The sequence below is a fragment of the Paenarthrobacter sp. UW852 genome (genome assembly GCF_024608385.1).
In the GTDB taxonomy this organism is placed as follows: Bacteria; Actinomycetota; Actinomycetes; order Actinomycetales; family Micrococcaceae; genus Arthrobacter.
Genome location: NZ_JAMSGY010000002.1, coordinates 87,718 through 113,932, shown reverse-complemented (window position 1 = coordinate 113,932; position 26,215 = coordinate 87,718). Strand labels below are relative to the sequence as shown.

Annotated in this window: 18 protein-coding genes; 15 read left to right on the top strand and 3 right to left on the bottom strand. The window is 65.1% G+C overall.

The features are described from left to right. The first annotated feature begins 34 nt into the window (after positions 1 to 34). The 13 genes from NEK97_RS03705 (at position 35) to NEK97_RS03645 (ending at position 21,107) form a co-directional block, all read left to right on the top strand. Complete coding sequence (locus tag NEK97_RS03705; RefSeq protein ID WP_257368553.1) at positions 35 to 1,006, top strand: MoxR family ATPase; 972 nt, start codon at positions 35 to 37, stop codon at positions 1,004 to 1,006. A gap of 70 nt (positions 1,007 to 1,076) precedes the next feature. Beyond that, positions 1,077 to 2,480, top strand: coding sequence for a DUF58 domain-containing protein (locus NEK97_RS03700; protein ID WP_257368551.1), 1,404 nt, complete (start codon positions 1,077 to 1,079; stop codon positions 2,478 to 2,480). Further along, positions 2,477 to 4,963 carry a transglutaminase family protein gene (locus tag NEK97_RS03695; RefSeq protein ID WP_257368549.1) on the top strand — a complete coding sequence of 829 codons (2,487 nt, stop codon included), beginning with the start codon at positions 2,477 to 2,479 and terminating at the stop codon, positions 4,961 to 4,963. Before NEK97_RS03700 ends, NEK97_RS03695 begins: the two co-directional genes overlap by 4 nt. Continuing rightward, positions 4,953 to 6,521 (top strand): RDD family protein, encoded by a 1,569-nt coding sequence (locus NEK97_RS03690; protein ID WP_257368547.1) that lies wholly within the window; start codon positions 4,953 to 4,955, stop codon positions 6,519 to 6,521. Before NEK97_RS03695 ends, NEK97_RS03690 begins: the two co-directional genes overlap by 11 nt. Beyond that, the gene (locus tag NEK97_RS03685; RefSeq protein ID WP_257368545.1) at positions 6,518 to 7,420 is read left to right on the top strand and encodes a PP2C family serine/threonine-protein phosphatase; all 903 of its coding nucleotides are present in this window, start codon (positions 6,518 to 6,520) and stop codon (positions 7,418 to 7,420) included. Before NEK97_RS03690 ends, NEK97_RS03685 begins: the two co-directional genes overlap by 4 nt. Next, positions 7,407 to 9,128, top strand: a complete 1,722-nt coding sequence (locus tag NEK97_RS03680; RefSeq protein WP_257368544.1) for a hypothetical protein — start codon at positions 7,407 to 7,409, stop codon at positions 9,126 to 9,128. The genes NEK97_RS03685 and NEK97_RS03680 overlap by 14 nt, the downstream gene beginning before the upstream one ends. Beyond that, on the top strand, positions 9,125 to 10,834 hold the full coding sequence (locus NEK97_RS03675) for a serine/threonine-protein kinase (RefSeq protein WP_257368543.1): 1,710 nt from the start codon (positions 9,125 to 9,127) through the stop codon (positions 10,832 to 10,834). The genes NEK97_RS03680 and NEK97_RS03675 overlap by 4 nt, the downstream gene beginning before the upstream one ends. Positions 10,835 to 10,879: 45 nt before the next feature. Further along, entirely contained in the window at positions 10,880 to 11,584 is a 705-nt protein-coding gene (locus tag NEK97_RS03670; RefSeq protein ID WP_257368542.1) for a hypothetical protein, read from the top strand. After that, positions 11,581 to 16,035 carry an FtsK/SpoIIIE domain-containing protein gene (locus tag NEK97_RS03665; protein WP_257368540.1) on the top strand — a complete coding sequence of 1,485 codons (4,455 nt, stop codon included), beginning with the start codon at positions 11,581 to 11,583 and terminating at the stop codon, positions 16,033 to 16,035. Before NEK97_RS03670 ends, NEK97_RS03665 begins: the two co-directional genes overlap by 4 nt. 89 nt (positions 16,036 to 16,124) lie before the next feature. Then, on the top strand, positions 16,125 to 16,730 hold the full coding sequence (locus tag NEK97_RS03660; protein ID WP_235519537.1) for a hypothetical protein: 606 nt from the start codon (positions 16,125 to 16,127) through the stop codon (positions 16,728 to 16,730). A gap of 39 nt (positions 16,731 to 16,769) precedes the next feature. Beyond that, the gene (gene ligA, locus NEK97_RS03655) at positions 16,770 to 19,067 is read left to right on the top strand and encodes an NAD-dependent DNA ligase LigA (protein ID WP_257368537.1); all 2,298 of its coding nucleotides are present in this window, start codon (positions 16,770 to 16,772) and stop codon (positions 19,065 to 19,067) included. After that, positions 19,064 to 19,888, top strand: a complete 825-nt coding sequence (locus tag NEK97_RS03650) for an inositol monophosphatase family protein (protein WP_257368536.1) — start codon at positions 19,064 to 19,066, stop codon at positions 19,886 to 19,888. Before ligA ends, NEK97_RS03650 begins: the two co-directional genes overlap by 4 nt. A 10-nt stretch (positions 19,889 to 19,898) precedes the next feature. Next, complete coding sequence (locus NEK97_RS03645; protein ID WP_257368535.1) at positions 19,899 to 21,107, top strand: AAA family ATPase; 1,209 nt, start codon at positions 19,899 to 19,901, stop codon at positions 21,105 to 21,107. Positions 21,108 to 21,110: 3 nt separating this feature from the next. Here NEK97_RS03645 and NEK97_RS03640 read toward each other — a convergent pair whose 3' ends face one another. Further along, positions 21,111 to 22,478, bottom strand: coding sequence for an LLM class flavin-dependent oxidoreductase (locus NEK97_RS03640; protein WP_235519544.1), 1,368 nt, complete (start codon positions 22,476 to 22,478; stop codon positions 21,111 to 21,113). Positions 22,479 to 22,766: 288 nt separating this feature from the next. Between NEK97_RS03640 and NEK97_RS03635 the strand changes: the two genes are divergently transcribed. Both NEK97_RS03635 and NEK97_RS03630 read left to right on the top strand, forming a co-directional pair. After that, on the top strand, positions 22,767 to 23,279 hold the full coding sequence (locus NEK97_RS03635; protein ID WP_257368534.1) for a GNAT family N-acetyltransferase: 513 nt from the start codon (positions 22,767 to 22,769) through the stop codon (positions 23,277 to 23,279). A 55-nt stretch (positions 23,280 to 23,334) separates the two neighbouring features. Continuing rightward, complete coding sequence (locus NEK97_RS03630; protein WP_257368532.1) at positions 23,335 to 23,715, top strand: RidA family protein; 381 nt, start codon at positions 23,335 to 23,337, stop codon at positions 23,713 to 23,715. A 16-nt stretch (positions 23,716 to 23,731) separates the two neighbouring features. On the opposite strand, the gene NEK97_RS03625 is transcribed toward NEK97_RS03630, so the two are convergent. After that, the gene (locus NEK97_RS03625; protein ID WP_257368531.1) at positions 23,732 to 24,391 is read right to left on the bottom strand and encodes a response regulator; all 660 of its coding nucleotides are present in this window, start codon (positions 24,389 to 24,391) and stop codon (positions 23,732 to 23,734) included. After that, entirely contained in the window at positions 24,384 to 26,057 is a 1,674-nt protein-coding gene (locus NEK97_RS03620) for a sensor histidine kinase (protein ID WP_257369014.1), read from the bottom strand. The genes NEK97_RS03625 and NEK97_RS03620 overlap by 8 nt, the downstream gene beginning before the upstream one ends. Positions 26,058 to 26,215 lie beyond the last annotated feature (158 nt).

Here is a 26,215-nt window from a genome sequence, read left to right as displayed (position 1 = left end):
CCAACACCCCCTTCACAACGAACAGGATCAACCGATGACCATGACAAACGAGCAAGCCGCGTGGTTTGCAGAGACGTTCGAGAAGCTCGTTGCCAACGTGGGCCAGGCCGTACTGGGCAAGGAACACGTCATCCGGCTGACCTTCACGGCGATGCTGGCCGAAGGGCACGTCCTGTTCGAGGACGCTCCAGGCACCGGTAAAACGTCGCTGGCCCGGGCACTTGCCGCGACGGTCCAGGGTTCGCACAACCGCATTCAGTTCACCCCGGACCTCCTGCCGTCGGACGTGACTGGTGTGACCATCTATGACCAGAAGACCCAGAAGTTCGAGTTCCACAAGGGTCCGGTGTTCAACAACATCGTCCTGGCTGATGAGATTAACCGTGCCTCGCCGAAGACGCAGTCCGCGTTGCTCGAAGTCATGGAGGAGTCCCGGGTGACCGTGGACGGCACCACCTACGACGCCGGCCGCCCGTTCATGGTCCTGGCAACCCAGAACCCGATCGAGCAGGCAGGCACCTACCGGCTGCCCGAGGCCCAGCTTGACCGCTTCCTGATCAAGACCTCCATCGGCTACCCGGACCACGCGTCCACGGTTCGGTTGCTGGGTGGGGCCAACCTGAAGGACCGTTCAAAGGAGCTCACCCCGCTTATCACCACCCAGGCTGTGGCTGATATGGCGGACCTCGCAGCCACAACCCACGTGGACACGGCCGTGCTTGAGTACATTTCCCGCCTGTGTGAGGAGACCCGCAACGCCTCCGAGACCCGCCTCGGTGTGTCCGTCCGTGGCGCACTGGCCATGGTTCGGGCTGCCAAAGTGTGGGCAGCCGGGCAAGGCCGGAACTTCGTGTTGCCGGATGACATCAAGGAACTGGCGCCGGTGGTGTGGACGCACCGATTGGTGATGGATCCGGAAGCCGAGTTCTCCGGTGCCACACCGGAAGTGGTGCTCAACCGCGTCCTCGCCGATGTCGCTGCACCACAGCAGCGCGCCACGGCGTAGCCGGTACTCCAAACCGACCCCGGACCTGCAGTCCGGCACGAACAACTCCGGCACGAACAAAGGTCCCCACATGTCCTCCAGCACACCCCTGAACAGGGCTGCTGATTCGCTCAAGCGCGCTGCCTCGTCGCTTGGCGGCGCCGTCCGCGGCCTCCGCGGTTCGGCCGATCCCTCGGGCAACCGCCTCGACCGGGGTGGCCGAACCAGCAAGGCAAGCAAGCTCCACCCGGCGTCGCTCTGGGCTGAAGCGGCTGGAACGGCCGGTGAGGTCCTGCTCCCGGCCTGGCGCGCAGTCCGGAAAGCCTGGTTGACGTATGCCTGGCCCGTTCTTGCCGTGGTCAGCCTCCTGGGCTGGGTTGTCCTGGCTGCTGCCATCGGGCTGTGGTGGGCCGGTCAGGCCTGGGGTTGGCAGGAAGCGAAGTCGGCCGCGTTGGTGGCCTTCCTCCTGTTTGTCCTGGCCATCGCCTTCATTGTTGGCCGCTCCGCATACGGTGTGGTCCTGGACCTTGCCCGCACCCGTGTAGCTGTTGGAGACGACGCGGTGGGCAGCATCGCCGTATCCAACGTTTCCACCCGGCCCCTCCTGCCTGCGGCGCTTGAATTGCCCGTGGGCGCCAACACCGCGATCTTCCACTTGCCGCGCATGAAACCCGCCCAGGTCCATGAGGACCTCTTCACCATCCCCACAGCCCGCCGGGCAGTGATAGTGGTGGGGCCTGTCCGTTCGGTTCGGGCCGACCCCCTGCACCTCCTGCGTCGCAGGGTGCTGTGGACCGAGCCCGTGGATTTGTTCGTGCACCCGCGGACGGTGTCTTTGGGCAGTTCCGCCGCTGGGTTCATCCGCGACCTCGAGGGCATGCCGACCACCGAGCTCTCAAGCGCCGACGTCTCCTTCCATGCCCTGCGCGATTACGTCCCCGGTGATGATCGTCGCCATATCCATTGGAAGACCACCGCGCGCACTAACAAGCTCATGGTCCGCCAGTTCGAGGAGACGCGCCGCGCGCACCTCGCCATTGCGTTGTCGATCAACACCGACGAATACGACTCCGAGGCGGAGTTCGAAATGGCAATTTCGGTTGCGGCGTCCATCGGCCGCCAAGCCATCCGCGAACAGCGTGACCTGGACGTCCTGACCCAAAAGGGGCCGCTTCGCTGTGAAACCGGCCGCAACCTGTTGGACGACACCACCCGGATTGTCGGGGCACCCATGCGAAAGACCGCCGTCGACCTCGCCCGGAATCTTGCAGACGCTGTCCCGAACGCCTCCGTGGTGTTCTTCGTCGTCGGCAGCCACGTCACAGCGACCCAGCTCCGTACCTCGGCAGCCTCCGTTCCGCCGGGCGTGCGAAGCCTGGCCGTGCGGGTTCAACCCGGGGCCGCGGCGTCCAGGGCCAACATCGCGGACCTGACCGTCCTCACCGTTGGCGACCTGGACGATCTCGCCATTGTTCTTCGAAAGGCGGCAGCATGAGCTCCGCGCCCAACGTTCGCGTCCGGCCCCGTGCGGCCAGGTCTGCGGGACGGACCAGGAATACCGGCGGGGGATCGCCATTCGGTGCAGGCCGCCCCCTGTGGCATTTCGCCGTCGACTTCGCCTCTTTGACAGTGTTGCTGCTGCTCGGCGTTCTTGGCTTCAGCCTCAGCTTCGGGGGAGACCCCCGTTATTTCATCGCAGGCCTGGGAGGTGTGCTCCTGGGACTGGGTATTGCGGTACTGAACGCGCACTTGCGCCTGGGGATGCTCATCACTACCGCCTTGGCCCTTGGCGCCTACCTGCTGCTCGGCCCGGCGCTGGCGGTCCCGGACTCTGCGGCATTCGGCGTCCTGCCAAGCCTGGAGTCGCTGAGGACCTTGCTCCTGGGCGTTGTCTTCGCATGGAAAGACATGTTGACCGTCGGGGTTCCCGTGGGGACCGCGAACGGCACGCTGATCGTGCCGTTCCTGAGCTCGCTGCTCACAGCCCTGGCCGCGGGACTCCTGACATGGCGGCTGAAAAGCCCTTACTGGCCGCTGCTTCCAGTGCTTGTACTGTTCGTTACCGGTATCGCGTTCAGCACCAACGCCGGGTTCCTCAACGTGGAGCGCGGCGTCTCGCTGACCATCGTGTCAATCGTTTGGGCGACGTTCCGCCGCGACGTCCTGCGCCAGAGCAGCACCAGGACCGTTTCGGCCAACAGGCCCAATTCCGACGCCGGTGCGGCCCGCCGCGGACAGCTCCGCCGCCTGGGGACTGCTGCAGCCGTGATCGCCGTTGCGGTTGGCGTCACCGCGCTCGCATCACCCCTGGTGACCGCCAGCGACGACCGGAAGGTCCTCCGCAACACGATCGTGCCCCCCTTCGACCCCCGGGACTACATCACGCCGCTGGCGAGCTTCCGGAATTTCGTCAAGGACGAGAAGGACCACACCCTCTTTACGGTGAAGGGCCTGCCCAAGGATGCCCGGGTCCGGCTCGCGGCACTGGACGCCTTCAACGGCACGAACTACACCATGGACCCGAACAGCTCCGGAAACTTCAGCAAAGTGGGAGATGCCAAGTCGTTGAACACATTGGCTGACGCCGGCAGCCCAGTCAAGGCCACCAACTACACCCTGGACATCAGCATTGAGGACTATCAGGGATACTTCGTCCCGGGTGGCCGCCACACCACTGGCATGAGTTTCGCTGATGCTTCGGGCGCCGCCTCCGGTCTCTATTTCAACTCCGGAACGGACACCGCCGTGACCACCAACGGCATGGCCAAGGGCGACACCTATACGGTCCAGGTCTCCGATCCGGGCACCCTGGAGCACGGCCAGCTGACGCAATACGACTTTGCGAAGATGACCCTGCCTGATGCCCAGGACGTTCCGCCGATCGTGGCGTCGCAGGCCAACGAGATTTCTGCCGACGCACCCACGGCCATTGATCGTGTCCGCCAGATCGAGGCCCATTTCCAAAAGAGCGGGGCATTCAGCAACGGGTTGGTAGCCGACGGCCAGCTTCCCAGCCTTCCCGGCCACAGTGCTGCGCGGATCAGGAACATGCTTTCTGCCAAGCAGATGCTGGGCGACGACGAGCAGTATGCCGTTTCCATGTCGCTCATGCTTCGCCACCTGGGGATTCCGTCCCGCGTCGTCATGGGTTTCTACCCGGATCCCAAGAGCCCCGAGAACGGTGCGGGCGATATCAAGATCACGGGCAAGGACGTACACGCCTGGGTGGAGGTGGCCTTCGACCGGGTAGGGTGGGTGTCGTTCGATCCCACGCCGCCCAAGGACAACGTGCCGATCCCGCCGGACCCGGAGAACAAGTCAAAGCCCAAGCCGCAGGTGCTGCAGCCGCCACCCCCGCCCCAGGAACCTGCGGATCTGCCGCCGGACTCCACTCCTGACGCGTTGGACGCGGACGAGAAGAAGAACAACCCCTGGCTCTTCTGGGGTCCGTTGCTCGCTGCCATCGGGGTTGCGCTGATTCCACTGGGGATCCTGGCCATTCCGCTGTTGCTGATCCTCCTGCTGAAATCACGACGCCGTAAGGCACGCTTCCGTGATGGCCATCCGGCCCAGCGTGTGGGCGGTGGCTGGAACGAAGTACTGAGCCTCGCAACTGACCTGGGTGCTTCCATCGATACCAAGTCCACCCGCCGCGAGTCCGCCACGGTCATCGCGGATGCGTTCCCGTCCACAGGGAGCACCACCACCATGCTCGCCCACCGGGCCGATGCGGCCGTTTTCGGGGCCGGACAGCCCAGCGAGGAAGAGGTGAAGGAGTACTGGAAGATCGTGGATTCGTCCCTGACCGATATCACGGGGAGCGTTGGCTTCTGGAAACGGCAGCAGGCGAGGTTCTCACCGCGGTCGCTGTTGTCGGACGGAAGGGCAGCGCTCCGCCGTCGCGAACAGTCATCAACCACTGCCGGCCGCCGGCGGTTTCGTTTGAAGCGCATGAAGGACTCCACTGATGAACAGTAGCCAGCCAGAACTTTGTCCGGCTTGCCGTCACCCGGTCCGTCCGGGGGCCACATTCTGTACGCAGTGCGGATCTCCCCTGAGCAATCGTGGAGCACGCAAGGAGGGCAACATCAACCACGCCCAAATGGCTGCTCTGGAGTCTTCCGCCCGGCAAGGCCCCACCGATCCCGGTAGTATCTCGGTAGTGTCATCGCCGGTGCACCATGCGCAGGCGGGAACAACAACGACGCCGGACGCAGGACCGGGACCAGGGGGAGGGGCAACAATGACCAGCAAGCTGGAGTTGGTGCCTGCATCCACCGGGAAGCGGCTCGGTGCGGCGGTTCTGGACTGGCTTGGTCCCATCGCCGTCCTGGCCACCACCTTCGCCATTGGCATTGCCGGCATCACCCAGACCCGTAGGAACGGCTTCATTGTCTATGACACCGGGCTGTTGGTCCTCCTGGGCAGCATAGGCCTGGGAGTGACAGTGGTTTACGCGTTTGTGCTCCTGGGATTGGAAGCCAGAACCGGGAACACCATTGGGAACAAGCTGATGGGTATCCGGAGCACGGACTCCGACGGCTACGCACCCGGCGCAGGTGCGGTCTTTGTTAGGGGCATCGTGACCGGGTGTGTCCTGTTCCTCGGCGCACTCGCCTCGGTGATCCTCTCTGCCCTTGGCCTCATTGGTCCGGTCCTGTGGATTGGATTGCCGCTGGTGGTGCTGGGCGCGGTGTGGGCCATCCTGGTTGTCGTCTCCAACGCATGGGACAAGGACGGCAAGCTGCGTGGCTGGCACGACAAGGCCGCGAAGACATTGGCCTTCGATGTTGGTGCAGGGCGCAATCCCGTGACCACCGGCGGCATCCAGGGTCCCTACAGTTTCGCGCCGATGAACCTCCCGCCGGTGCAGCCTGTGACCTCGCCGGTCCCGGGCGGCAGGCCCACCCAACGTGCGCAGGGTGCCCCGACGCAGGTTTCACCGTCGCAGGCCGCGCCCGGCCCAAGCCCGGCGCCGTCCGTGCAGCCATCGCACGACCCCAATCAATGGCGGCCACCCACAGCCCCGCGCCCCGTAACCGTAGCGGGACTGCAACCGACCGTGAACCCGGAAGCCACCGCCGTCGTCCCCCAAGAGGCCCATGCCGCACCGCGGCCTGAACCTGCCAAGCAGCACGGTTTTGCTGCCCACCCGGATGACGACGTCGAACGGACCCAAATGCGGCCCGGGGCCCGCCGGGCCCAGGCGGTACTGAGGATTACGGTCGACGACGGCCAGGATGTTCAGCTCGGCGGCTCGGTCCTGCTTGGGCGGAACCCTGCACCCCAGCCAGGGGAAACCGTGGAGCAATTGCTGCCGGTGTCGGACCCCGGCAGGTCCATCTCCAAAACCCATCTGCACCTCCGGGTTGATGGCGACGGCGTGTGGGTCACCGACCGGAATTCCACCAACGGGAGTGCAGTCACCACGCCTGACGGCATCCAGACCAGGCTCCACCCCGGCGACGCCATACTGGTCCGTCCCGGTTCGACAGTCCACTTTGGCGACCGCTCCTTCCACCTAGGACAAGCATGAATCCACAGCCGTCCACGCCCGCTGACGCCGGCCAGGCATCAGCACCGTCCACCTTCCGCCTGAGTTACGGGTACGGGACCGATCGTGGTCTCCGGCGCGAGCTGAACGAGGATTCGTTCATCGCGGCCGACCCCGTTTTTGCCGTGGCTGACGGCATGGGCGGCCACGAGGCCGGCGAAATAGCCAGCGGCATGTGCGTGCGGACGTTGGGGAGCTCACCCGAACTCGCGTCGGGCGTCCGCACCGCCTCTGCGGCGGAGCTGCAGGCCTGCCTGCTGAACGCCGACGCAGCCATCCGGGCTGCCACCGGAGCCCGGGCAGGGACAACCCTGTCCGGCGTCGTGGTGGTGGAACAGATGGGCCTGCCCTACTGGCTGGTGATGAACATCGGAGACTCCAGGACCTACCGCCTGAGCCAGGGCGAGTTCGCCCAGGTCAGCGTGGACCACTCCGAAGTGCAGGAACTGGTGGACTCCGGTGACATCACTGCCGAACAGGCGGCAGTCCATCCTCGGCGCCATGTGGTCACGCGCGCCTTGGGTACGGGAGATGAAACCGAGGCCGACTTCTGGTTGCTTCCAATCCAGGAAGGCGACCGGATCATGGTCTGCTCTGACGGCCTCAACGGCGAACTCGGCGATGAGCACATGTTCCGCATCCTCAGCACAGTGGCCCACCCGCAGGACGCGGTGGACGCGCTGATCCAGGCGGCTCTGCGGAGCGGGGGCCGGGACAACGTCACCGTGATTGTGGTTGACGCCAAGAACGTGTTGAACGACGCCGGCATCGCAACTACCGCGCCGAGGCCTGAGGTCGCGTCCGAGGTGGAGGAAGACACCCTTCCCAGGGCTTGGGTGAATGGAACTGACCAGCAGGAAGGCGCCGATGGCAAGCAGTAACCACCGCTCGCCGGCCCGATACCAGCACGGTGAGTGGTTCGGCGTGGTCCGTGGGGGGACAGTTGTTCTCCTGGGCCCTGACACGCCACACGCACTCATCGATACAGTGTGGGAGCTGCTGGCATCTGCGCCCGAGGCCCATGAGGTGCTGCACGAAGTGACGGAGGCCTTCGGGGTCTCGCTCAGCCGCATCCCTCCGTTCGGGATCATCGCCGCCACGGATGCCCTGCGTGTTTTCCTCCGCGGGGAGCTCGAATTGCTGGTGCACTTGGAGGACGGCCAGGAACGGATCACCGGGCGGGACGTGACCACCTGGACCGAACGTCGGATCGCGGATGCCCGGGGTTACAGTCTCCGCATCGACAGCAGCACCGGGCCATTGGACCAGTCTTCGTTGAGCGGGGCTGCCCTGAACAGCTTTCCCTTGGCCGAAGGCGTGGTGCTGCTGGCATCCCTTGACGTCCAGTTGGGTACCGGGGCAGGCCGCGCTGTGGCCGAGGCTGACGCTGAAGCCGTAGCCATAGCCGTTCCTGAAACCGCAGCGACCGGGACCCCTGTCTCCGAACCGGTGTCCGACGAAACCATGATCGGCTTCCCGGAGCCCGATCCGGAACCCGAACCGGAGCCCGAGCCCGAACCGGAGCCCGAACCGGAGCCCGAACCGGAGCCCGAGCCCGAACCCGAACCGGAGCCAGAAGAAGCAGCCGAACGTCCCGTCCACCCCAGCACCACCGATCCCTTGGTCCCGTCGCTGGAGAACACCACCAACTACGACCACCTCTGGGATAAGACGGTGATGCGGAACATCGAGGACGCCGCCGTCCGGATCGACGAAGAAGCCGAGCACCCACACGAAGCACCGGCCCCTCCGCCATCCCCGGCAAAGCCCCCGGCTACGGAAACCACAGCGGCAGCGAGCGGGCCCACTCCGTCCGAGTCCGCCGTCGGGCAGGTCCAGGCTGTACCGGCCACGGGCCTCATCGATTCGGTTCCGTGGCTCCGAAGCAGCTCTGGCACGTCAACTGCGGTCGGCAACCCGTCCGCTGCGCCGGCCGTTCAGGCCGCGGAGCAAGTGGCCGAACCCGCACCCCAAATGCCAACGGGTTGGTCGCCTGCCTTGCCACCGCCCCCGCCGTCGGAGACGTCCGGAGGAGCGGACCCGGACCACGACGGCGAAACCATCATGAAGAGCAGTCTTCCCGTCGGTAACGACGCAGCCGCCCAGCAGTCCGGTGCAGCACCCGTCAATGGGCCGAGTGTCCTGGCGCGTGTCTGCCCAGCAAGACATGCCAATCCGCCAACCTACCCGCAATGCTCCGTGTGCGGTATGGCACTGTCCGGGGACGCGGTCCACGTCCCGCGACCCCGGCTCGGCCGCATGCGGCTTTCCACAGGCGAGCTCATCGACCTTGACCAGTCGCTGATTATTGGCCGGCAGCCGTCGGTTTCCCGTGTCCAGGGTGGCACCATGCCCCGTTTGGTCCAGGTGGAGAGCCCTGGCGGGGACATTTCGCGCTCGCATGTCGAGGTGCGGCTCGAGGGCTGGCACGTCATGTTGTGTGACTTGAAGGCCACCAATGGCACCGTGCTCATCAGGGAAGGGCAAGCGCCACGCCGGCTCGCCCAGAACGAGATGGCTATCCTGCTGGACGGCGACATCGCCGAACTGGGTGACGATATTTCATTGCGTTTCGAGGAGATTCTTTGAGTTCCAAGAGGCCCCCCGCGCCGCCTCCACCCATCCCGGGTTTCAAATACATCAGCCTGCTGGGTTCCGGTGGCTTCTCGGATGTTTACCTGTACGAGCAGGACAGGCCGCGACGAAAAGTGGCTGTGAAGGTGCTGCTGTCGGACCTGAAGACCGAAGGTGCGCGCCGCCGCTTCGAATCAGAGGCGAACCTGATGGCGCAGTTGTCGTCACACCCGTACATCGTGACGATCTTCGAGGCCGAGATCACCGAAAACGGTCACTCCTACCTCGCCATGGAATACTGCTCCAGGCCAAGCCTGGACGTCCGCTACCGTCGTCAGCGCTTCAGCGTGGACGAGGTCCTCGCCATCGGGATCCAGGTGGCGTCCGCCGTCGAGACCGCGCACCGCGCCGGAATCGTGCACCGCGACATCAAGCCCGCCAACATCCTGGTCACGGACTACAACAGGCCTGCGCTGACGGACTTTGGCATCTCCGGCACCATCGGCGCCGACACCGAGGACGACGCCGGCATGTCCATTCCGTGGTCGCCGCCGGAGCAGTTCCGCGGTGGCGCTGTTGAAGGTGTCCCGGTGGACATCTGGGCTTTGGGCGCCACCCTCTACACGTTGCTGGCTGGCCGTTCGCCTTTCGTCCTCCCGGGCCAGGACAACTCGCAGCGTGAACTGATTTCTCGGATTACCAACTCGGCCCTTCCGCGCCTGGGCCGTGCCGACGTCCCCGAATCGCTAGAGTTGGTGCTGGCTACGGCCATGGCGAAGTCGCCCGAATCCCGCTACTCCTCGGCGCATGCTTTCGCCCTGGCGCTGCAGCGGATCCAGACCGAACTCAACCTCTCCGTCACGCCCTTCGAAGTGCTCGAAGAACCTGGCCATGGCGACGAGCACCCGGACGACGACTTCGAGGAGACCCGGGTCCGGAGCATCGCCTCCATCGACCCCGACGCTTCCGGAACCGCCACGACCGGGTCTGCCCCGACGTTCCCGGCACGCACATTCCCGTCCACGGTCCCAGGCACAAGCCCGCAGCCAGTGCAGCCCAGGAACCCGCCACAGACGGTGCAGACGCATGCCCAGCTCCAGGCGCGGCCGCAGTTCCGGGTGCCGGACCACACGGCCAACCGTGCCCCGGCCGAGCCGGACACCGCCGAGTCGACTGTCCTCCGTGGCTGGCAGCCTTCCGGCAAAAACGACGACGTCGACGCCACGGTCAGCCGCTCAGGCGCGCCATCGGGTGCCGCACCGGTTGAGCCCCAGCCGGCCGACCACGGCAAGCGGAACCTGTGGTTGGCGGCAACCGGCGCAGCTGTCCTGGTGGTGGCCATTGTGGTGGGCGTTGTCCTGGGGGCTAATGCCCAACCCAAGGCAGCTCCCACTGAGACCAGCAGCAAGCCGCCCGTGGACGCATTGGGTGATGGCGGCGTTCCTGAAGTGACCGGCTTGCACGCTGAGAAGCAGTCCGGTGGCGGGGGACCCGCGCTCATTATTTTCCGGTGGGATCACGTCGAGATGAAGCCCGGGGACACCTTCAAATGGCGGACCAAGTCGGCCAAGTCCGACGGCCCCTACGAGTCGACGCTCGCCACCAACGCGGTGGTGTCGGGTACCACCGCGCCACCGGTATGTATCCAGGTCATCCTGGTCAGGGCTGACGGATCAGCATCACCCGGAGGACCTGACTCCATCGCTTGCCTGGACAAGTAGACGGCTTATGCAACAAAATCACTGCCCACCAAGGAGGCACAGATCATGGGGGATCTAGCAATAGATTTCTGTGGGGAATGGTACGAACCATCCGACGAGGACGTGTTCGACATCGGCCGCGAAGGCGACCTTGAGGTAGATGACAACCCTTACTTGCACCGGCGCTTCCTGCAGATTGCCCGTTACGACGGCATCTGGTGGCTCAGCAACGTGGGCAGCATGCTGTCCGCCACCATCGCCGACGGTTCCGGCGGGATGCAGGCCTGGCTGGCTCCCGGGGCACGGATTCCGCTGGTCTTCAGCCACACCAACGTGATTTTCACGGCCGGTCCAACCACCTACGAGTTCGCCGTGCATTTGAAAACCCCGTCGTTCCGCCACGAAGCACGCGATGAGGACCAGGCAGGCGACACCACCATTGGGCCCGTGGTTTTCACCGATTCGCAGAAGGCGCTGATTGTCGCGCTGGCCGAGCCCATGCTTCGGCGTGACGGCACCGGTTTCAGCGCAATCCCGTCGTCCGCTGAGGCCGCAAAGCGGCTGGGGTGGGCGCTGACCCGTTTCAACCGCAAGTTGGACAATGTGTGCGACAAACTGGACCGCGTAGGCGTGGTCGGGCTGCGTGGGGGAGCCGGGAAACTCGCCACCAACCGCCGTGCCCGCCTGGTTGAGCACGCCGTGACCTCGCATCTGGTGACAGCGGCAGACCTGCACCTCCTTGAAACCATGACTGGAGCAGACGAAGCATGAAGTTCCGCCTGACCCTGCGGCGCGATCCGGCTGAAGCCAAGGACCTCGCCGTCACAGTTGATGGCCGCGCCACCGTCGCGGACATCGCCACCGAGCTCTGGGTGGCGGACCCCGCGCGTAAGGGGACCGAACCGCCGTCGAACCTGTCCATCAGCGTCGACGAAGCGTTCGTCGGTGGCGGGCTTTCCGGGCACGTCCTCCGGCCAACGGACAACCTGCTGGAGTCGGGACTCCGGCCCGGTTCCAAAGTCTCCCTCGCGCAGGTAAGTGAGCAATTCGCCTCGAACGGCCACGCCGACGGCAACAACAGGGGTCCTGCGGCGGCGACCCTGCGCGTCTTGTCAGGGCCCGACGTCGGCCGCGAATTTTCGCTGCCTTTCGGTACCAGCTACATCGGCCGGGACCGGGACGTGGACATCCGCCTTTCGGATCCGCTCACCTCGAAGCGCCATGCGCGGGTCACAGTGGGCGAAACCGTCGAGATCGTTGACACGAATTCGGCCAACGGCCTGCTCATGGACGGGTTGCCCGTGACGCGGGCAACCCTTGGTTCCTCCGATACGGTGACGCTGGGTGACACCACCGTGGGCGTGGTTGCCCTCTCGCGGAACCACAGTGGTGGACCGTCCTCGCCGCTGGTGGACTTCAACCGCTCGCCGCGTGTGCTCCCCAGGTTCGAATCGCCCAAGCGGGTGCCACCGGCCGGTCCGAAGCGTCCCGAGCACCAGCCGTTCCCGTACATCATGCTGGTGGCACCGCTGCTGATGGGTGGCGTGCTTTTCGCCGTCACCCAGAACCTGCTCTCAGTGCTGTTCATGGCCATGATGCCGCTCTTCATCGTCGGCCACTATGTGGACCACAAGATGCAGAGCAAGCGCCAGGCCAAGGAAGGCCACAAACAGTTCACGGCTGCCATGCTGGCTTTCCGCGAGGACATCGACCGGCAGCAAAACATCGAACGGGCGGTCAGGCTGCAGGAAGCGCCGTCCGTCAGTGACACCGTGGACGCGATCTACAAGCTCGGGCCGCTCCTGTGGACCAAGCGTCCAGAGCACGAGCACTTCCTCGGGGTGCGGTTCGGGCTCGGCTCCGCGCCGTCGCGGATCCAGTTCGAGGAACCGGGTGCAAACGAAACCGAACCCCGGTACATGCGCGAAATCCAGGAGTGCCTGCAGCAGGTCCGCGTCATTGAGGGTGTACCGGTCGTTTCGCAGTTGCGCACCTCGGGTTCCTTCGGGGTGGCCGGTGACCGCAGCGTGGTGGACGACGTCGCCCGCGGCGTGGTGCTTCAACTGGTAGGCCTGCACTCACCGGCGGAAGTGGTCTTGGCGGCGCTGACCTCGGCCAGGTCACGGGAACGCTGGGACTGGCTGCAATGGCTCCCGCACGTGGGCTCGGGCCACAGCCCCCTGTCAGGGGACCATCTGGCGGCCGGTCCCGGGGCAGGCGCAGCACTGTTGTCCCGTCTCGAGAACCTCGTGGAAGAACGCGAGTCCATGGCCAAGGAGCCCGGTCCGCAGCTGCGTCCCGGACTTAAGGATGAGCACGAAGAGCTTCCTGGCCCCGTTGTTCCCGCGGTCCTGGTGGTTGTCGAGGACGATGCTCCCGTGGACCGCGGACGCCTCACCCGCCTGGTGGAGAGGGGCCCAGACTACGGCGTCCACATCATGTGGGTGGCCGCGAATGTCCAGTCCTTGCCGGCAGCCTGCCGCGATTTCCTGTCGGTCGACGGCGATCACGGCACAACCACGGGCCAGGTGCGCCTGGGGCGCCACACGTATCCGGTCAGTTGCGAAAGCGTCGATGCGGAGCTGGCGACGCAACTCGCTCGCATGATGTCACCCCTGGTGGATGTCGGAAACCCGCTCGAGGACGACTCCGATCTTCCGCGTGCTGTCTCCTATGCCACGTTGATCGGCAAGGAGCTGATGGACAACCCGCAGGCCGTTGCCGAGCGGTGGCAGGAGAACAACTCCGTCCACGCCACGGCCGTGCCCAACCGCAAAGACAACGGCAGCCTCCGGGCCCTGGTGGGCTCCAAGGGCGTGGAGCCGTTCTACCTGGACCTCAAGAACGAGGGACCGCACGCGCTGGTGGGCGGAACCACCGGTGCGGGCAAGTCCGAGTTCCTGCAGTCCTGGGTCATGGGCATGGCCGCCGCCTACAGTCCGGACCGCGTCAGTTTCCTCTTCGTCGACTACAAGGGCGGTGCAGCGTTCGCGGACTGCCTGCACCTGCCGCACACCGTAGGCCTCGTCACCGACCTTTCGCCGCACCTGGTCCGCCGGGCACTGACATCCCTGCGCGCCGAGCTGCACTACCGCGAACGCCTCCTTAACCGGAAGAAGGCAAAGGACCTGCTGGCACTCCAACGCGAAGCGGATCCCGAAGCGCCGCCGTACCTCATCATCATCGTTGACGAATTCGCCGCACTCGCCACCGAGGTTCCGGAGTTCGTCGATGGCGTTGTGGACGTCGCAGCCCGTGGCCGATCCTTGGGCCTGCACCTGATCCTCGCCACTCAACGGCCCGCCGGGGTCATCAAGGACAACCTGCGCGCCAACACCAATCTCCGGGTTGCGTTGCGCATGGCCGACGAAGTGGACGCGGTGGACATCCTCGGCGTTCCCACTGCAGCGTACTTTGACCCGTCCATTCCAGGCCGCGGTGCCGCGAAGACCGGCCCGGGACGCATCCAGGGTTTCCAGACCGGCTATGCCGGTGGTTGGACCACGGACAAGCCCCAGCGTCCCCGCATCGACATTGTGGAGATGGCCTTCGGATCCGGACCTGCGTGGGAACCGCCCCTGGACCAGCATGGAGAGGAAGAACCTGCCGGTCCCAACGACATTGCCAGGATGACCGGAAACATCATCCGGGCAGCTGACGTCCTGTCGATTGAGCCGCCCAGGAAGCCGTGGCTCAACGAACTGGCCACCACCTACGATTTCTCCAAGCTCCCGAACCCGCGAAGCGATGAGCGCCTCCTCCTCGGAGTGGCCGACGACCCCGCCCACCAGGACCAGCCGACCGTTTTCTACGAGCCGGACAAGGACGGCAACATGGCCGTCTACGGCACGGGTGGATCCGGCAAATCGGCAGCTTTGCGCAGCATCGCCATCGCCGCGGCCGTCACACCCCGTGGCGGGCCCGTGCACGTTTATGGCATCGACTGTGGTTCCAACGGCTTGAAGATGCTCGAGGGTCTTCCGCACGTCGGCGAAATCATCAACGGCGACGACGTCGAAAGAGTCGGCAGGCTGCTCCGCTGGCTCAAGGACGTCGCTGATGACCGGGCAGCACGGTTTGCGGAGGTCCGGGCCTCAACGATCGTCGAATACCGGGAACTGGCCAACAAACCGGACGAAAAGCGCATCTTCATCCTGGTGGACGGTATGTCGGCGTTCCGGGAAGGGTACGAGTACAGCAAGCTGTCCGCGCTCTGGGACATCTTCCTGACCCTGGCCACGGACGGTCGTCCCTTGGGCATCCACCTGGTAGTGAGCGGTGACCGCACCAACTCCGTCCCGGCGTCGCTCCTTGCATCCATCCAGAAACGGTTGGTTCTTCGCCTCAGCTCCGAGGACGACTACATGACCCTTGACGTTCCCAAGGACGTCCTCAATGCAGCTTCGCCTCCCGGGCGTGGACTGCTGGACGGACTCGAGGTCCAGCTCGCCGTGCTGGGCGGCAACTCGAACCTTGCCCTTCAGGCGAGGGAAGTGGCCAAGCTCAGCCAGGCAATGATCCGCCAGGGCCTCGAACAGGCACCCCAGATCCAGCGGCTCCCCGAACTGGTGGACCTGGACATCCTGCCCGGCGGCGCGCCGGACAATCCGGTCATCGGCGTCGACGACGAAACCCTCGGCCCGGCTGCCATTGCGGCCAAGGGTTCGCTCCTGCTCGCAGGCCCCCCGGGCGCCGGGCGAACGGTGGCACTGGTCACCCTGGCGTACGCGCTGCGCCGGTCCAATCCTCGGACCGACCTCATCTACATCGGGTCGCGGCGCTCGGCGGTCGCGGACCTGAACATTTGGAGCAGGTCCCTGGTGGGACCGGACGAGGTCTCGGATGTGGTTGATGACCTGATCGACAAGGCATCGGATAATCCGGGCACCATGGCCATATTCATCGAGGGACTGACAGAGTTCACCGATACGTTGGCCGAGTCCGGCGTCGGGCGGTTGGTCACGGCAGCGATCAAGGCCGACCAATGGGTGGTGGGTGAGTCCGAAACGTCGACCTGGTCGCAGGCCTGGTCCCTCGCCCAGCCTTTCAAATCCGGGCGTCGCGGGCTGTTGCTGAATCCAGGAGACGTCGAGGGTGATTCCTTGCTCAACACCTCGCTTGGGCGGGTCAGCACGGACTTCATTCCAGGACGCGGGTACATCGTGGGGCGCGGAAAAGTACGCAAGCTTCAGATCGCCATGCCGCCCGAGAACCGCAGCTAGGATTTGCCGCCGCGCGGGATGATGTAGGAGGATTTCTCGAAACACCCCCAATTTCGGGGCGCCCCAACGCCCCAGCTGAGGTTACTTTCATGCGACACTCTGTTGTCCCTGCCGTTTTCCTGGCCGCTGGCTTGCTGCTTGCGCCCGCCGCCGCTGCCCAAGCCGTCCCCTGCGGAGGCAAGCTGGCCTGCGCCCCCACCGAGGGAGCAGTGAACCCTTCACCGACCCAGCCGGGGCTGGCGCCGGAACTCGACCAGAAGCCCGCACCGAAGCCGGAACCCACCCGTGTTCGGGAAACCCAGCCCGCACCGGCACCGGTTGCGCCGGCCCCTCCCGTGCAGGTTCCACAACAGCCGGCCGTAACGCAGTTCGTCACCGTGGCACCCCAGGTGGCCAATCCGGCACAAAGCACCCCGGAGCCAACCCAGGCCCCGGAAACCACGGCGGCGTCGGCAACGCCGTCGGCGACTCCTTCAGCGACACCCAGCACTGCAAGCCCGAGTCCCACCAAGTCCTCCAACTGGAACACGCCCGTGGACAAGGGCCACCCAACGCAGGCCGCGGTGCTGGCATCGAACTCCTTCACGGGGCCCAACCTGATGGGCTTGTTCGGCATCCTGGGAGGCGTGCTGCTGGTGGGGTTGGGTGGATTGGGGTTCGCCCTCTGGAGTAAGAACCGGCTCTCCTCCCACTAACAGCGCTTTAATGTCGGTGGCTTGCGGCAAGATAGACCTGTGAGCACACCAGAAATTGCGAATCCGGTAGAAACCACAGGTGAAGGTGCGGCGGCCGCCGTCGTCGAAGCGGAAGGGACCCCGCCTTCAGGGTCGTTGCGGGACGAGTATGAGCAATTGGCCGACCTCGTCCGCAAGTACCGGTATGCCTACTACCAGGAAGACTCACCCACGGTCTCGGACGCCGAGTTTGATGAACTCTACCGACGCCTGGAGGAGCTGGAAGCGCTTCATCCGGAGCTGGTCTCCAACGATTCCCCCACGCAGGAAGTCGGCGGGGAAGTCTCATCGGCGTTCGCAGCAGTGGCGCACCTGCAGCGGATGTACAGCCTTGACGACGTCTTTTCGCTGGACGAACTCGAAGCCTGGGTCCGCAAGGCCGAAGCATCCGTGGCGAAGCTGGGTGACAGGGTGCCGCCTATTCACTGGCTGACCGAACTGAAAATCGATGGCCTCGCCGTGAACCTCCTCTACCGTGACGGCAAACTGGTGCGCGCGGCCACACGCGGAGATGGCACCACGGGGGAAGACATCACCCACAATGTCCTCACCATCAAGGAAATCCCGCGGGAACTCAGCGGCTCCGGTTATCCCACCGAAGTCGAAATCAGGGGCGAGGTCTTCATCCCGTCCAAGGCGTTCACGGAGTTCAACCAGAGCCTGGTGGCTGCAGGAAAAGCGCCCCTCGCCAACCCCCGCAACGCGGCAGCGGGCTCCCTGCGTCAGAAGGATCCGGCCGAAACGGCGAAGCGTCCACTGAGCATGTTCGTCCACGGCATCGGCGCCCGTGAGGGACTGGAGGCCACCAGCCAATCGGAAACCTACCAATTGCTCGCCGAATGGGGACTGCCGGTCAGTCCCTACTCGAAAGTGCTGGACACCTACGAAGGCGTCCTCGAATTCATCGCGCACTACGGCGAGCACCGCCATGACCTCCTCCACGAGATCGACGGCATCGTGGTCAAGATCGATGATTTCGCCACGCAACGCGCCCTGGGCTACACCTCCAGGGTGCCCAGGTGGGCAGCGGCCTACAAATACCCGCCGGAAGAAGTGCACACCAAGCTCCTGGACATCATGGTCAACGTCGGCCGGACAGGACGGGTCACCCCGTTCGGCCTGATGGAGCCGGTAAAGGTTGCCGGTTCCACCGTGGGCATGGCTACGCTGCACAACCAGGATGTGGTGAAGGCCAAGGGCGTCATGATCGGGGACATCGTGATCCTGCGGAAAGCCGGCGATGTCATCCCTGAAATTGTCGGGCCGGTCCTGGCCTTGCGGGACAAACAGGACCCACCGGTCCGCGAGTTCGTGATGCCCACCGAATGTCCCTCCTGCGGCACGCCTTTGGCCCCGTCCAAGGAAGGGGACGTGGATATCCGCTGCCCCAACGCCAAGTCCTGCCCGTCCCAGTTGCGGGAGCGCGTGTTCCACGTCGCCAGCAGGGGCGCGTTCGATATTGAAGCGCTGGGCTGGGAAGCGGCCGTTGCACTGACACAGCCTGCAGAGCCGGAAACCCCACCCCTTACCAGCGAGGCCGGACTGTTCAGCCTGACGCGGGAGGACCTTGCCAATGTCCTGATCCGCCGGGAAAAGCGCTCCAAGGGCGTGGGCACGGGGGAGTTCGAACTCGTCCCGTACTTCTACACCAAGGGAACCGCCAAAACCCCGTCCAAGCCGACGGCGACCACCGAGAAACTCTTTGCGGAACTGGAGAAAGCCAAGAAGCAGCCCTTGTGGCGGGTGCTGGTGGCGCTCTCCATCCGGCACGTCGGCCCCACGGCTTCCCGTGCACTGGCTACGGCGTTCGGCAGCATGGACGCCATCCGGAACGCCACCGAAGAGCAAATGGCGCACGTGGACGGCGTTGGCCCCACCATTGCCGTGGCCATTAAGGAATGGTTTGCCGTGGACTGGCACAACGAGATCGTGGACAGCTGGGCTGCTGCGGGGGTTCGGATGGAGGACGAGCGCGACTCCTCAATGCCCCGGACACTTGAAGGCCTGACCGTGGTGGTCACGGGAACGCTTCCGAACTTCAGCCGGGACGAAGCCAAGGAAGCCATCATCATCCGCGGCGGCAAGGCCTCGGGGTCAGTCTCCAAGAACACCAGCTACCTCGTGGCCGGCGAAAGCGCAGGGACCAAGCTGGACAAGGCTGAACAGCTGGGCATTCCCGTGCTGGACGAGGACGGCTTCCGTGAGCTGTTGGCCAACGGACCTGCGCCCAAGGACTCCGCCGAGGGCAAAGAGGCGGCCGCGGTTGCTGACCCCGTAGCGGAGGCAGCATCCGAATGACCGATCCATTGGAGTTGCTTGCAGTTGCCAAGCGTGCCGCCGCTGCCGGCGCAGCTGTCCTTGCCCGCCGGTCCGTCAGCGGAACCGCCGGGGTGGGCCTGGAAACCACCAATAAAGGGGAAGCGGGCGACTGGGTCACCGCCTTCGATGTCGCGGCGGAGAACGCAGTCCGCGACGCAATCCTGGCCGAACGCCCGCATGATGCGCTCACCGGGGAAGAACACGGAACCACCCGGCCCGAAGACCATTCAGGGTATCGCTGGTCCATTGATCCGCTGGACGGGACCACCAACTTCATCCGCAACATCGTCTACTACGCAACGTCCGTTGCCGTGGCGGACTCCGACGGCGTGTGGCTGGCTGGGGTGGTGCACGCGCCGGCGCTGGGCCGCGTCTACTCGGCCGCCCGTGGACACGGCGCCTGGGTTGAAGCTGCCGGGCAGTCAACACGCCTCGAAGGGCCGGTTCCCGGGCGGAAGGGGTTGATCTTGGCAACGGGCTTCAGCTACGACCCCGCCACCCGCGCAAGCCAACTGCAGGGTCTGGGTGAGGTGATGGACGGCTTCGCCGACGTCCGGCGCCTGGGCTCGGCGGCGTTGGATCTTTGCATGGTGGCCGATGGCACCTTTGACGCCTATGGGGAACGTGGACTGAACGAGCACGATTTTTCCGCGGGAGCGCTGATCGCGGAAGAGGCCGGCTGCTGGGTTCGCCGGCCACGGCTTCGGAGCCCGCTCGACGGCGGGCCGAGCACCGAAGACCGCTTGGCGGCGTGGATGTGCGCCGGGGCGTTGGAACTGTCCGGCAAATTCCCCTTGTGACCACCGCCCTGTGATCACCACACTCGCCATCGCCAACTACCGTTCCATCCGGGACCTCGCCATGGAGTTGCACGGCCTGGATGTCGTGACGGGGGCCAATGGCAGCGGCAAGTCCTCGTTGTACCGAGCCTTGCGGCTGTTGGCCGAGTGCGCAGGCGGGGATTCCGGAAACGTGGTGGGCTCCCTGGCCAGGGACGGCGGTTTGTCGTCCACTTTGTGGGCCGGTCCGGAGTCCATCAGCGAGGCCATGCGGCGCGGCGACGTCCCCGTCCAGGGAACGGTCCGGCGGGAATCCGTGAACCTGAAACTGGGCTACTCCGGTGACGACTTCGGATATTTGGTGGACCTCGGGATGCCGGTTGCCAGCGGTTCCGGTTTTGACGAAGCCACGGGCAGGTCCCGCCGCTCCGCCTTCAGCCTGGACCCCGAGATCAAGAGGGAACAGATCTTTTCGGGACCAGTGGCCCGGCCGGGTTCGTTGTTGGTGGATCGCAAGGGAAGCCTTGCCAAACTGCGGGAACCGGGCGGGGACTGGACTGAGCTCTCCCGGCGGCTGGACACATTCCAGAGCATGCTGACGGAAGTCTCGGACCAGGACCGGGCCCCGGAAGTATTACGTGTGCGGGATTCGGTTCGGTCCTGGCGGTTTTACGATCATTTCCGCACGGACGCAGATGCTCCTGCCCGGCAAGCCCAGATCGGGACGCGGACCCCCGTGTTGCACCATAGCGGAAGGGATCTGGCGGCGGCCCTCCAGACGCTGCGGGAGGTGGGCTTCGAGCGGCAGTTGGATGCCGCCGTCGACCACGCCTTTCCCGGAAGCCGGCTGGAGGTCGCGGTCAACGACGGCAGGTTCAGCGTGGAGCTTCGCCAACCCGGAATGCTGCGGCCCATGAAAGCCGCAGAGCTTTCAGACGGTACGTTGCGGTTCCTACTCCTGACTGCTGCGCTCCTAACGCCCCGGCCGCCGGAATTGATGGTGCTCAACGAACCGGAGACCAGCCTGCATGTGGACCTGATGCCGGCACTGGCTGGATTGATTGTCCAAGCCAGTGCCAGCAGCCAGATGATCGTCGTGACCCATTCCGAGGCACTGCTCAAAGCGCTTCGCGAGAGCGGCGCGGCGCATGAGCATGAGCTGTACAAGGACATGGGCGAAACCAGGATCAAGGGCCTGGGGTCCCTCGAGGGTCCGTTGTGGAGCTGGCCCAAGCGCTAGGGGCTAGAACGCTGAGCCGATGGAGGTGAGCTCCTTGGCTTCGGCGTGGGCGTACTGGCTCTCGGGCCGCTCCAGACCGTAGTGTCCCCGCAAGGTGGAGGCCGTGTAGTCGGTGCGGAAGAGACCGCGTTGCTGAAGGATCGGCACTACCTGGTCCACGAACACTTCCAACCCCGAGGGAAGAACCGGCGGCATGATGTTGAAACCGTCGGCAGCCCCGGCGAAGAACCAATCCTGGAGGGCGTCTGCTACCTGTTCCGGAGTGCCGGAGAAGGTGCGGTGTCCACGCCCACCACCCAAACGGCCGATCAGTTGCCGGACGGTGAGTTTTTCGCGGCGGGCCAGTTCCACGATCAAGGTATACCGGCTTTTGGCCCCCTCGATTTCGTCTTCCGAGGGAAGGTCCGCGGGCAGCTGACGGTCCAACGGAAGGTCTTCGGGGGAGAGCCGCAGGGTCTTGGCGAGTTGCTCCCGAGCGTATTCAGGCTTGATCAGCTGGTCGAGTTCGCGCTCCAGCTTCAGCGCTTCTTCCTCCGTGGAGCCAATCACCGGGACGATGCCCGGCAGGATCTTGATACCCTCCGGGTTACGGCCCACGGCAGCGGTGCGTGCTTTGAGGTCCGTGTAGAACGCCTGCGCGTCGGCGAGGGTTTGATGGGCGGTGAAGACTGCTTCTGCGTATTGTGCTGCGAGGTTTTTGCCGTTTTCCGAGGATCCGGCCTGGACGATCAGGGGGTGGCCTTGGGGGGAGCGCGGTACATTCAGCGGCCCGCGGACCCGGAAATGCTTCCCCTCGTGGTCGATGACGCGGATTTTTGTATCGTCGCCCCACACGCCGGCGGCTTTGTCGGCGAGCACGGCGTCATCGTCCCAGCTGTCCCAGAGTTTCCGGGCCACCTCGATGAATTCCGCTGCCCGTTCGTAGCGGACAGCGTGGGCGGGTTGGTCGTCCACGCCGAAGTTGCGGGCGGCGTCGGGTCCGGCAGTAGTGACCACGTTCCAGCCTGCCCGGCCTCCGCTGACCCAATCCACTGACGCGAAACGGCGTGCCAGGTTGAAGGGGTCGTTGTAGGTGGTGGAGGCGGTGGCGATGAGCCCGATCTTCTGCGTCGCTGCCGCGATGGCGGTCAGCAATACTGTGGGCTCCAGTTTGCCGGCGGGACGGCGGCCCACTTCACCAAACAGGACCGGGGAATCGGCGAAGAAGATGGAGTCCAGCTTCCCGCGTTCGGCTGTTCGGGCCAGCTGCTGGTAGTGCTCCACCTTGGTGACGGCCAACGGATCGCTCTCCGGCAGGCGCCAGGATGCTTCGTGGTGGCCAGTGCTCATGAGGAAGGCGTTGAGGTGGAGGTGGCGCTGTGGTTCGGTCATGGGGGTTCTCCTCGGTTCATACCTGATGGGGGAGGCAAGCTGTGGTGTGGGGCAACTCAAACACGCCCCTCACGGACACCGCCAGCGCTCCGACATGTGCCCGCAACAGCGCGAAACCGGGGTTCACGGCACGCAACCCGGCTCAATTCGACGCCACGGAAGGCAACACAAAAAGTGCGGACGCAACCCGGACAACCGGCGTCCTGACTTCTGTTCATGACTGATAGTTCCATCACGGAAAGCGCTATTTGGCGGTTCCGGCACCGGGACGGCGACTACCATTGGTAGGTGCTTTCCCCGATTACCGTCCGTCCCGCCCTGCCCGAAGACTACGACGACGTTGCCCGCATCACGCAGGACTCCTACGTCACTGCGGGGTACTACGGCGACGCCGACCACCCGTACCTGCAGAAACTCCAGGATGTGGCCGGCCGGGCAGAGCACGCCGACGTGCTGGTGGCTGAGCGTGACGGCGAGGTTATCGGATCCGTGACCGCGGCTCCGGCCGGCGGCGGCTTCTCGGACATCGGCTTGGACGACGAACTGGAACTTCGCACCCTCGTGGTGGATCCGGCAGTCCAGCGCTCCGGGGCTGGCCGCGCGCTGGTCCAGGCTGTCGTGGACAAAGCCAAGGCGATGACCGGGATCAACGCAGTATCCCTGACCACGGGTGCCACGTGGGAGAGCGCCAATGCCCTTTACTCGCGGACCGGCTTTGACCGCGCCCCGCACAGGGACTGGTTCGTGCCCGGCACCGACATAAAACTGTTCGTTTACAGGCTCGAGCTCGGACAGCCATAAAGTTTCCTTCGAAGCGCCGGTCACCGGGCCGGGCGCAACGACAGGAAGGCGCGGCATGCGCAAGATATTCGGCACGGGTTCGGTCTGGGAACAGACCCTTGGCTACTCCCGCGCGGTCCAGGTGGATAACACCCTCTTCATTTCCGCTACGGCAGCTTCCGGCGAAAACGGCATTGTCGGCGATGATTTCTACTCCCAGACCAGGTTCATCCTCGAAAAGCTTGGCTCTGTCCTCGAAGATGCCGGCTTCTCCTATGAGGACGTCGTCCAGTCCAAGCTGTACCTGACCGACATCAGCAAGTGGGAGGACGCCGGCCGTGCCCACGGAGAAGTCTTCGGCGAGATCCGGCCCACGTTGTCCCTGGTCCACGTCCTGCCGTTCCTGGACCCGCAGATGCTGGTGGAGATCGAGCTCGTAGCGCAGAAGTCCGCGTAGCAGCCGAATATTTGGGTCAGCCCGGGATGCCGTACCGGTGTTCCGGGCGACCCGTGGTTCCGTACCGCAGTTGAATTTCGACGGCGCCATCATCAGCAAGCGACGACAGGTACCTTTGCGCTGTTGCGCGGGAAACGCCAACCCGTTCCGCGACTTCGGCAGCGGAGTACTGTTCGCCGGGAAGCAAGGATTCCAGGACCGCGGCTTCGGTGGCGGACCGGGGCTTGGCCGCCGGCGATGCATCCCCTGGAATGAGTGAGCGTTTGGCCCGTTCGATGGTGCCCTGGTCAATGTTGGGCTGTTGGCCGAGGATCCTGCGGTAGCGCGCGTAGGACCGGAGCTGCTGGGACAAGGTTTCAGCGGTGAAGGGTTTGAGCATATAGCCCAAGGCGCCCCGCCGCAGGGCAACGCGGACGGACTGCGCGTCAGAGGCGGCAGTCAGCATCACAGCATCAACATCCAGCTGCCCCAGCAGGTCCAGTCCGGAACCGTCGGGCAGGTACACGTCCAGCAGCACCAGGTCCGGGCGCAGGCTGTGGATCGCCTGCAAAGCCTGGGATACCGACCCCGCAGGCGCCAAGGCCATGAAGCCCGCCACCGAATCGACGTACGCCGCATGCAGCCGCGCGACGTGGAAGTCGTCATCGACGATCAGCACCCTCAGATCCTCAACCACTGCGGTCCTCCCTCTCCGTTGAGCTTGTGGGCCCTTCATCCATGACCCCGGGAATGGTGGCCATGAACACCGCGCCCGGGCCACCCTCGCTGCCGTGTTCCAGGACCCGGACATCACCTCCGCGCCTGCGTGCCAGTTGCCGCACCAAAGCCAGCCCCAATCCTTGTCCAGCCCCCGAGCGTACCGGTTGCGCCGACGTCGTGAATCCTTCGGTGAAGATGTCCTCCGGGTCTGCGGCACCCAGTCCGTCTCCGGAGTCGCCCACTACAAGGTGCAGGCGCCCGGCGTCGTCCAGCAGTTCCACTTCCACCCAACGGTCCGCGGCGGAACCGGCGACGGCGGCACTGACCGCATTGTCTATGAGATTGCCGAGCACGGTGGTGACGTCCTGCGGATCGGCGACGTGGCCACGGACCATGGTCTCCGGCCCGACGCGCAGGCTCACACCGCGCTCGGAGGCCTCCACTCCCTTGGCGCCGATGAAGGCCTGAAGGTAGGCGTCCTGGAGCAGTTCGGCCTGCTCAACGGGAAATTTCAGGGGACCGGTTGCGGAAATCCGGGCGAGGTATTCCTTCGCGGAATCGTGTTGTCCGATGCTCATGAAACCGGCGATGGTGTGGAGCTGGTTGGCGAACTCGTGGCGTTGGGCGCGCAGGGCCGTGGACATGGTCCCGACAGCGTCCAGCTGGCGTGTCAGCTGCTGCAGCTCGGTGCGGTCACGGAGCATGACAACCCAGCCGAGATCCTCTTTCCGATGCCAGGCTTTCCGCGCGCTGGCCACCAAAACCCGGCCGCCGGCCACAAGTTCGACGGGCTCTGCATCCCGGGCCGCAGGCTGCGTCAGCTGCTTGAGCTGTTCGGGGACGCCCGCAGTTGCCCAGTCCTGGCCGGTGGCATCGGGCAGGTCCAGCAGCCGGGAGGCGGCTGCGTTGAAGACGGAGATCCTGCCGTCGGCGGCTATGCCGATCACGCCGTCGTCCACCCCCTGGAGCACAGCCACCTGGTCGTGGACGAGGGTGCTGATCTCTTCCGGTTCCAAGCCGAGCGTGAGCCGCTGCAGCCTGTGCCGGAGGAGGAAGGAGGCCAGCACGCCTGCGAGGAGCGCACCGCCGGCGGTGAACGCAATGGGCACAATGTCGCGTGCCAGGCTGTTGCTGAGGGACTCCACGGAATAGCCCACGCTGACCTCACCCACGATGGTGCCGGCGGCATCGGGGGAGTATACGGGGACCTTGGCGCCGGCTGAGGGGCCCAGCGTGCCGGTATTCCGGGTGGTGATTTCCTTCCCGGCGAGGGCTACGGAGGGGTCGGTGCTCACTCGTTCGCCGAGCCGGGCAAGGTCGGGGTGGGCCAGGCGCAGGCCTGTTTCGTCCGTGATGACGACGAAGAGGGCTCCGGTGCGCGCCCGGACGGCTTCGGCCGCGGCCTGGAGTGGGCCGACTGCCAGCACATCCGCCGGCGGGGTCCCCTCTTCCTTGCTGATTTCCTGGACGCCGGTCCTGATGTCCGGATCTGCCGCGACTGTCCTGGCCAGGGTGAGGGCCTGGTTTTCGGCTTCGTCACCGATCCGTCCGTACACCAACCAGGCGTGGACGGCGCCGCTGAGCAGGACCACCAGCAGGACCACTCCGAGCTGGAGGAGGAGGGTCTGGGTGGAGAACCGCATACCCACCTTGCTGAAAACAGGCACCTTTGCTCCTTTCCTCCTGCTCCATTGAAGCACTGAGCACAATGCGCAAAACGTGCGCAACGAGCACTATCCTGAACAATTCCCTGAAACCCCGGTCCGTGATCGACGCCACCCTATTGTCTGTAGTGCGCATC

Coding starts and splice junctions, on each gene's coding strand:
- NEK97_RS03705 (WP_257368553.1), top strand. CDS start 35: ATGACCATGACAAACGAGCAAGCCGCGTGGTTTGCAGAGACGTTCGAG.
- NEK97_RS03700 (WP_257368551.1), top strand. CDS start 1,077: ATGTCCTCCAGCACACCCCTGAACAGGGCTGCTGATTCGCTCAAGCGC.
- NEK97_RS03695 (WP_257368549.1), top strand. CDS start 2,477: ATGAGCTCCGCGCCCAACGTTCGCGTCCGGCCCCGTGCGGCCAGGTCT.
- NEK97_RS03690 (WP_257368547.1), top strand. CDS start 4,953: ATGAACAGTAGCCAGCCAGAACTTTGTCCGGCTTGCCGTCACCCGGTC.
- NEK97_RS03685 (WP_257368545.1), top strand. CDS start 6,518: ATGAATCCACAGCCGTCCACGCCCGCTGACGCCGGCCAGGCATCAGCA.
- NEK97_RS03680 (WP_257368544.1), top strand. CDS start 7,407: ATGGCAAGCAGTAACCACCGCTCGCCGGCCCGATACCAGCACGGTGAG.
- NEK97_RS03670 (WP_257368542.1), top strand. CDS start 10,880: ATGGGGGATCTAGCAATAGATTTCTGTGGGGAATGGTACGAACCATCC.
- NEK97_RS03665 (WP_257368540.1), top strand. CDS start 11,581: ATGAAGTTCCGCCTGACCCTGCGGCGCGATCCGGCTGAAGCCAAGGAC.
- NEK97_RS03660 (WP_235519537.1), top strand. CDS start 16,125: ATGCGACACTCTGTTGTCCCTGCCGTTTTCCTGGCCGCTGGCTTGCTG.
- NEK97_RS03650 (WP_257368536.1), top strand. CDS start 19,064: ATGACCGATCCATTGGAGTTGCTTGCAGTTGCCAAGCGTGCCGCCGCT.
- NEK97_RS03640 (WP_235519544.1), bottom strand. CDS start 22,478: ATGACCGAACCACAGCGCCACCTCCACCTCAACGCCTTCCTCATGAGC.
- NEK97_RS03630 (WP_257368532.1), top strand. CDS start 23,335: ATGCGCAAGATATTCGGCACGGGTTCGGTCTGGGAACAGACCCTTGGC.
- NEK97_RS03620 (WP_257369014.1), bottom strand. CDS start 26,057: ATGCGGTTCTCCACCCAGACCCTCCTCCTCCAGCTCGGAGTGGTCCTG.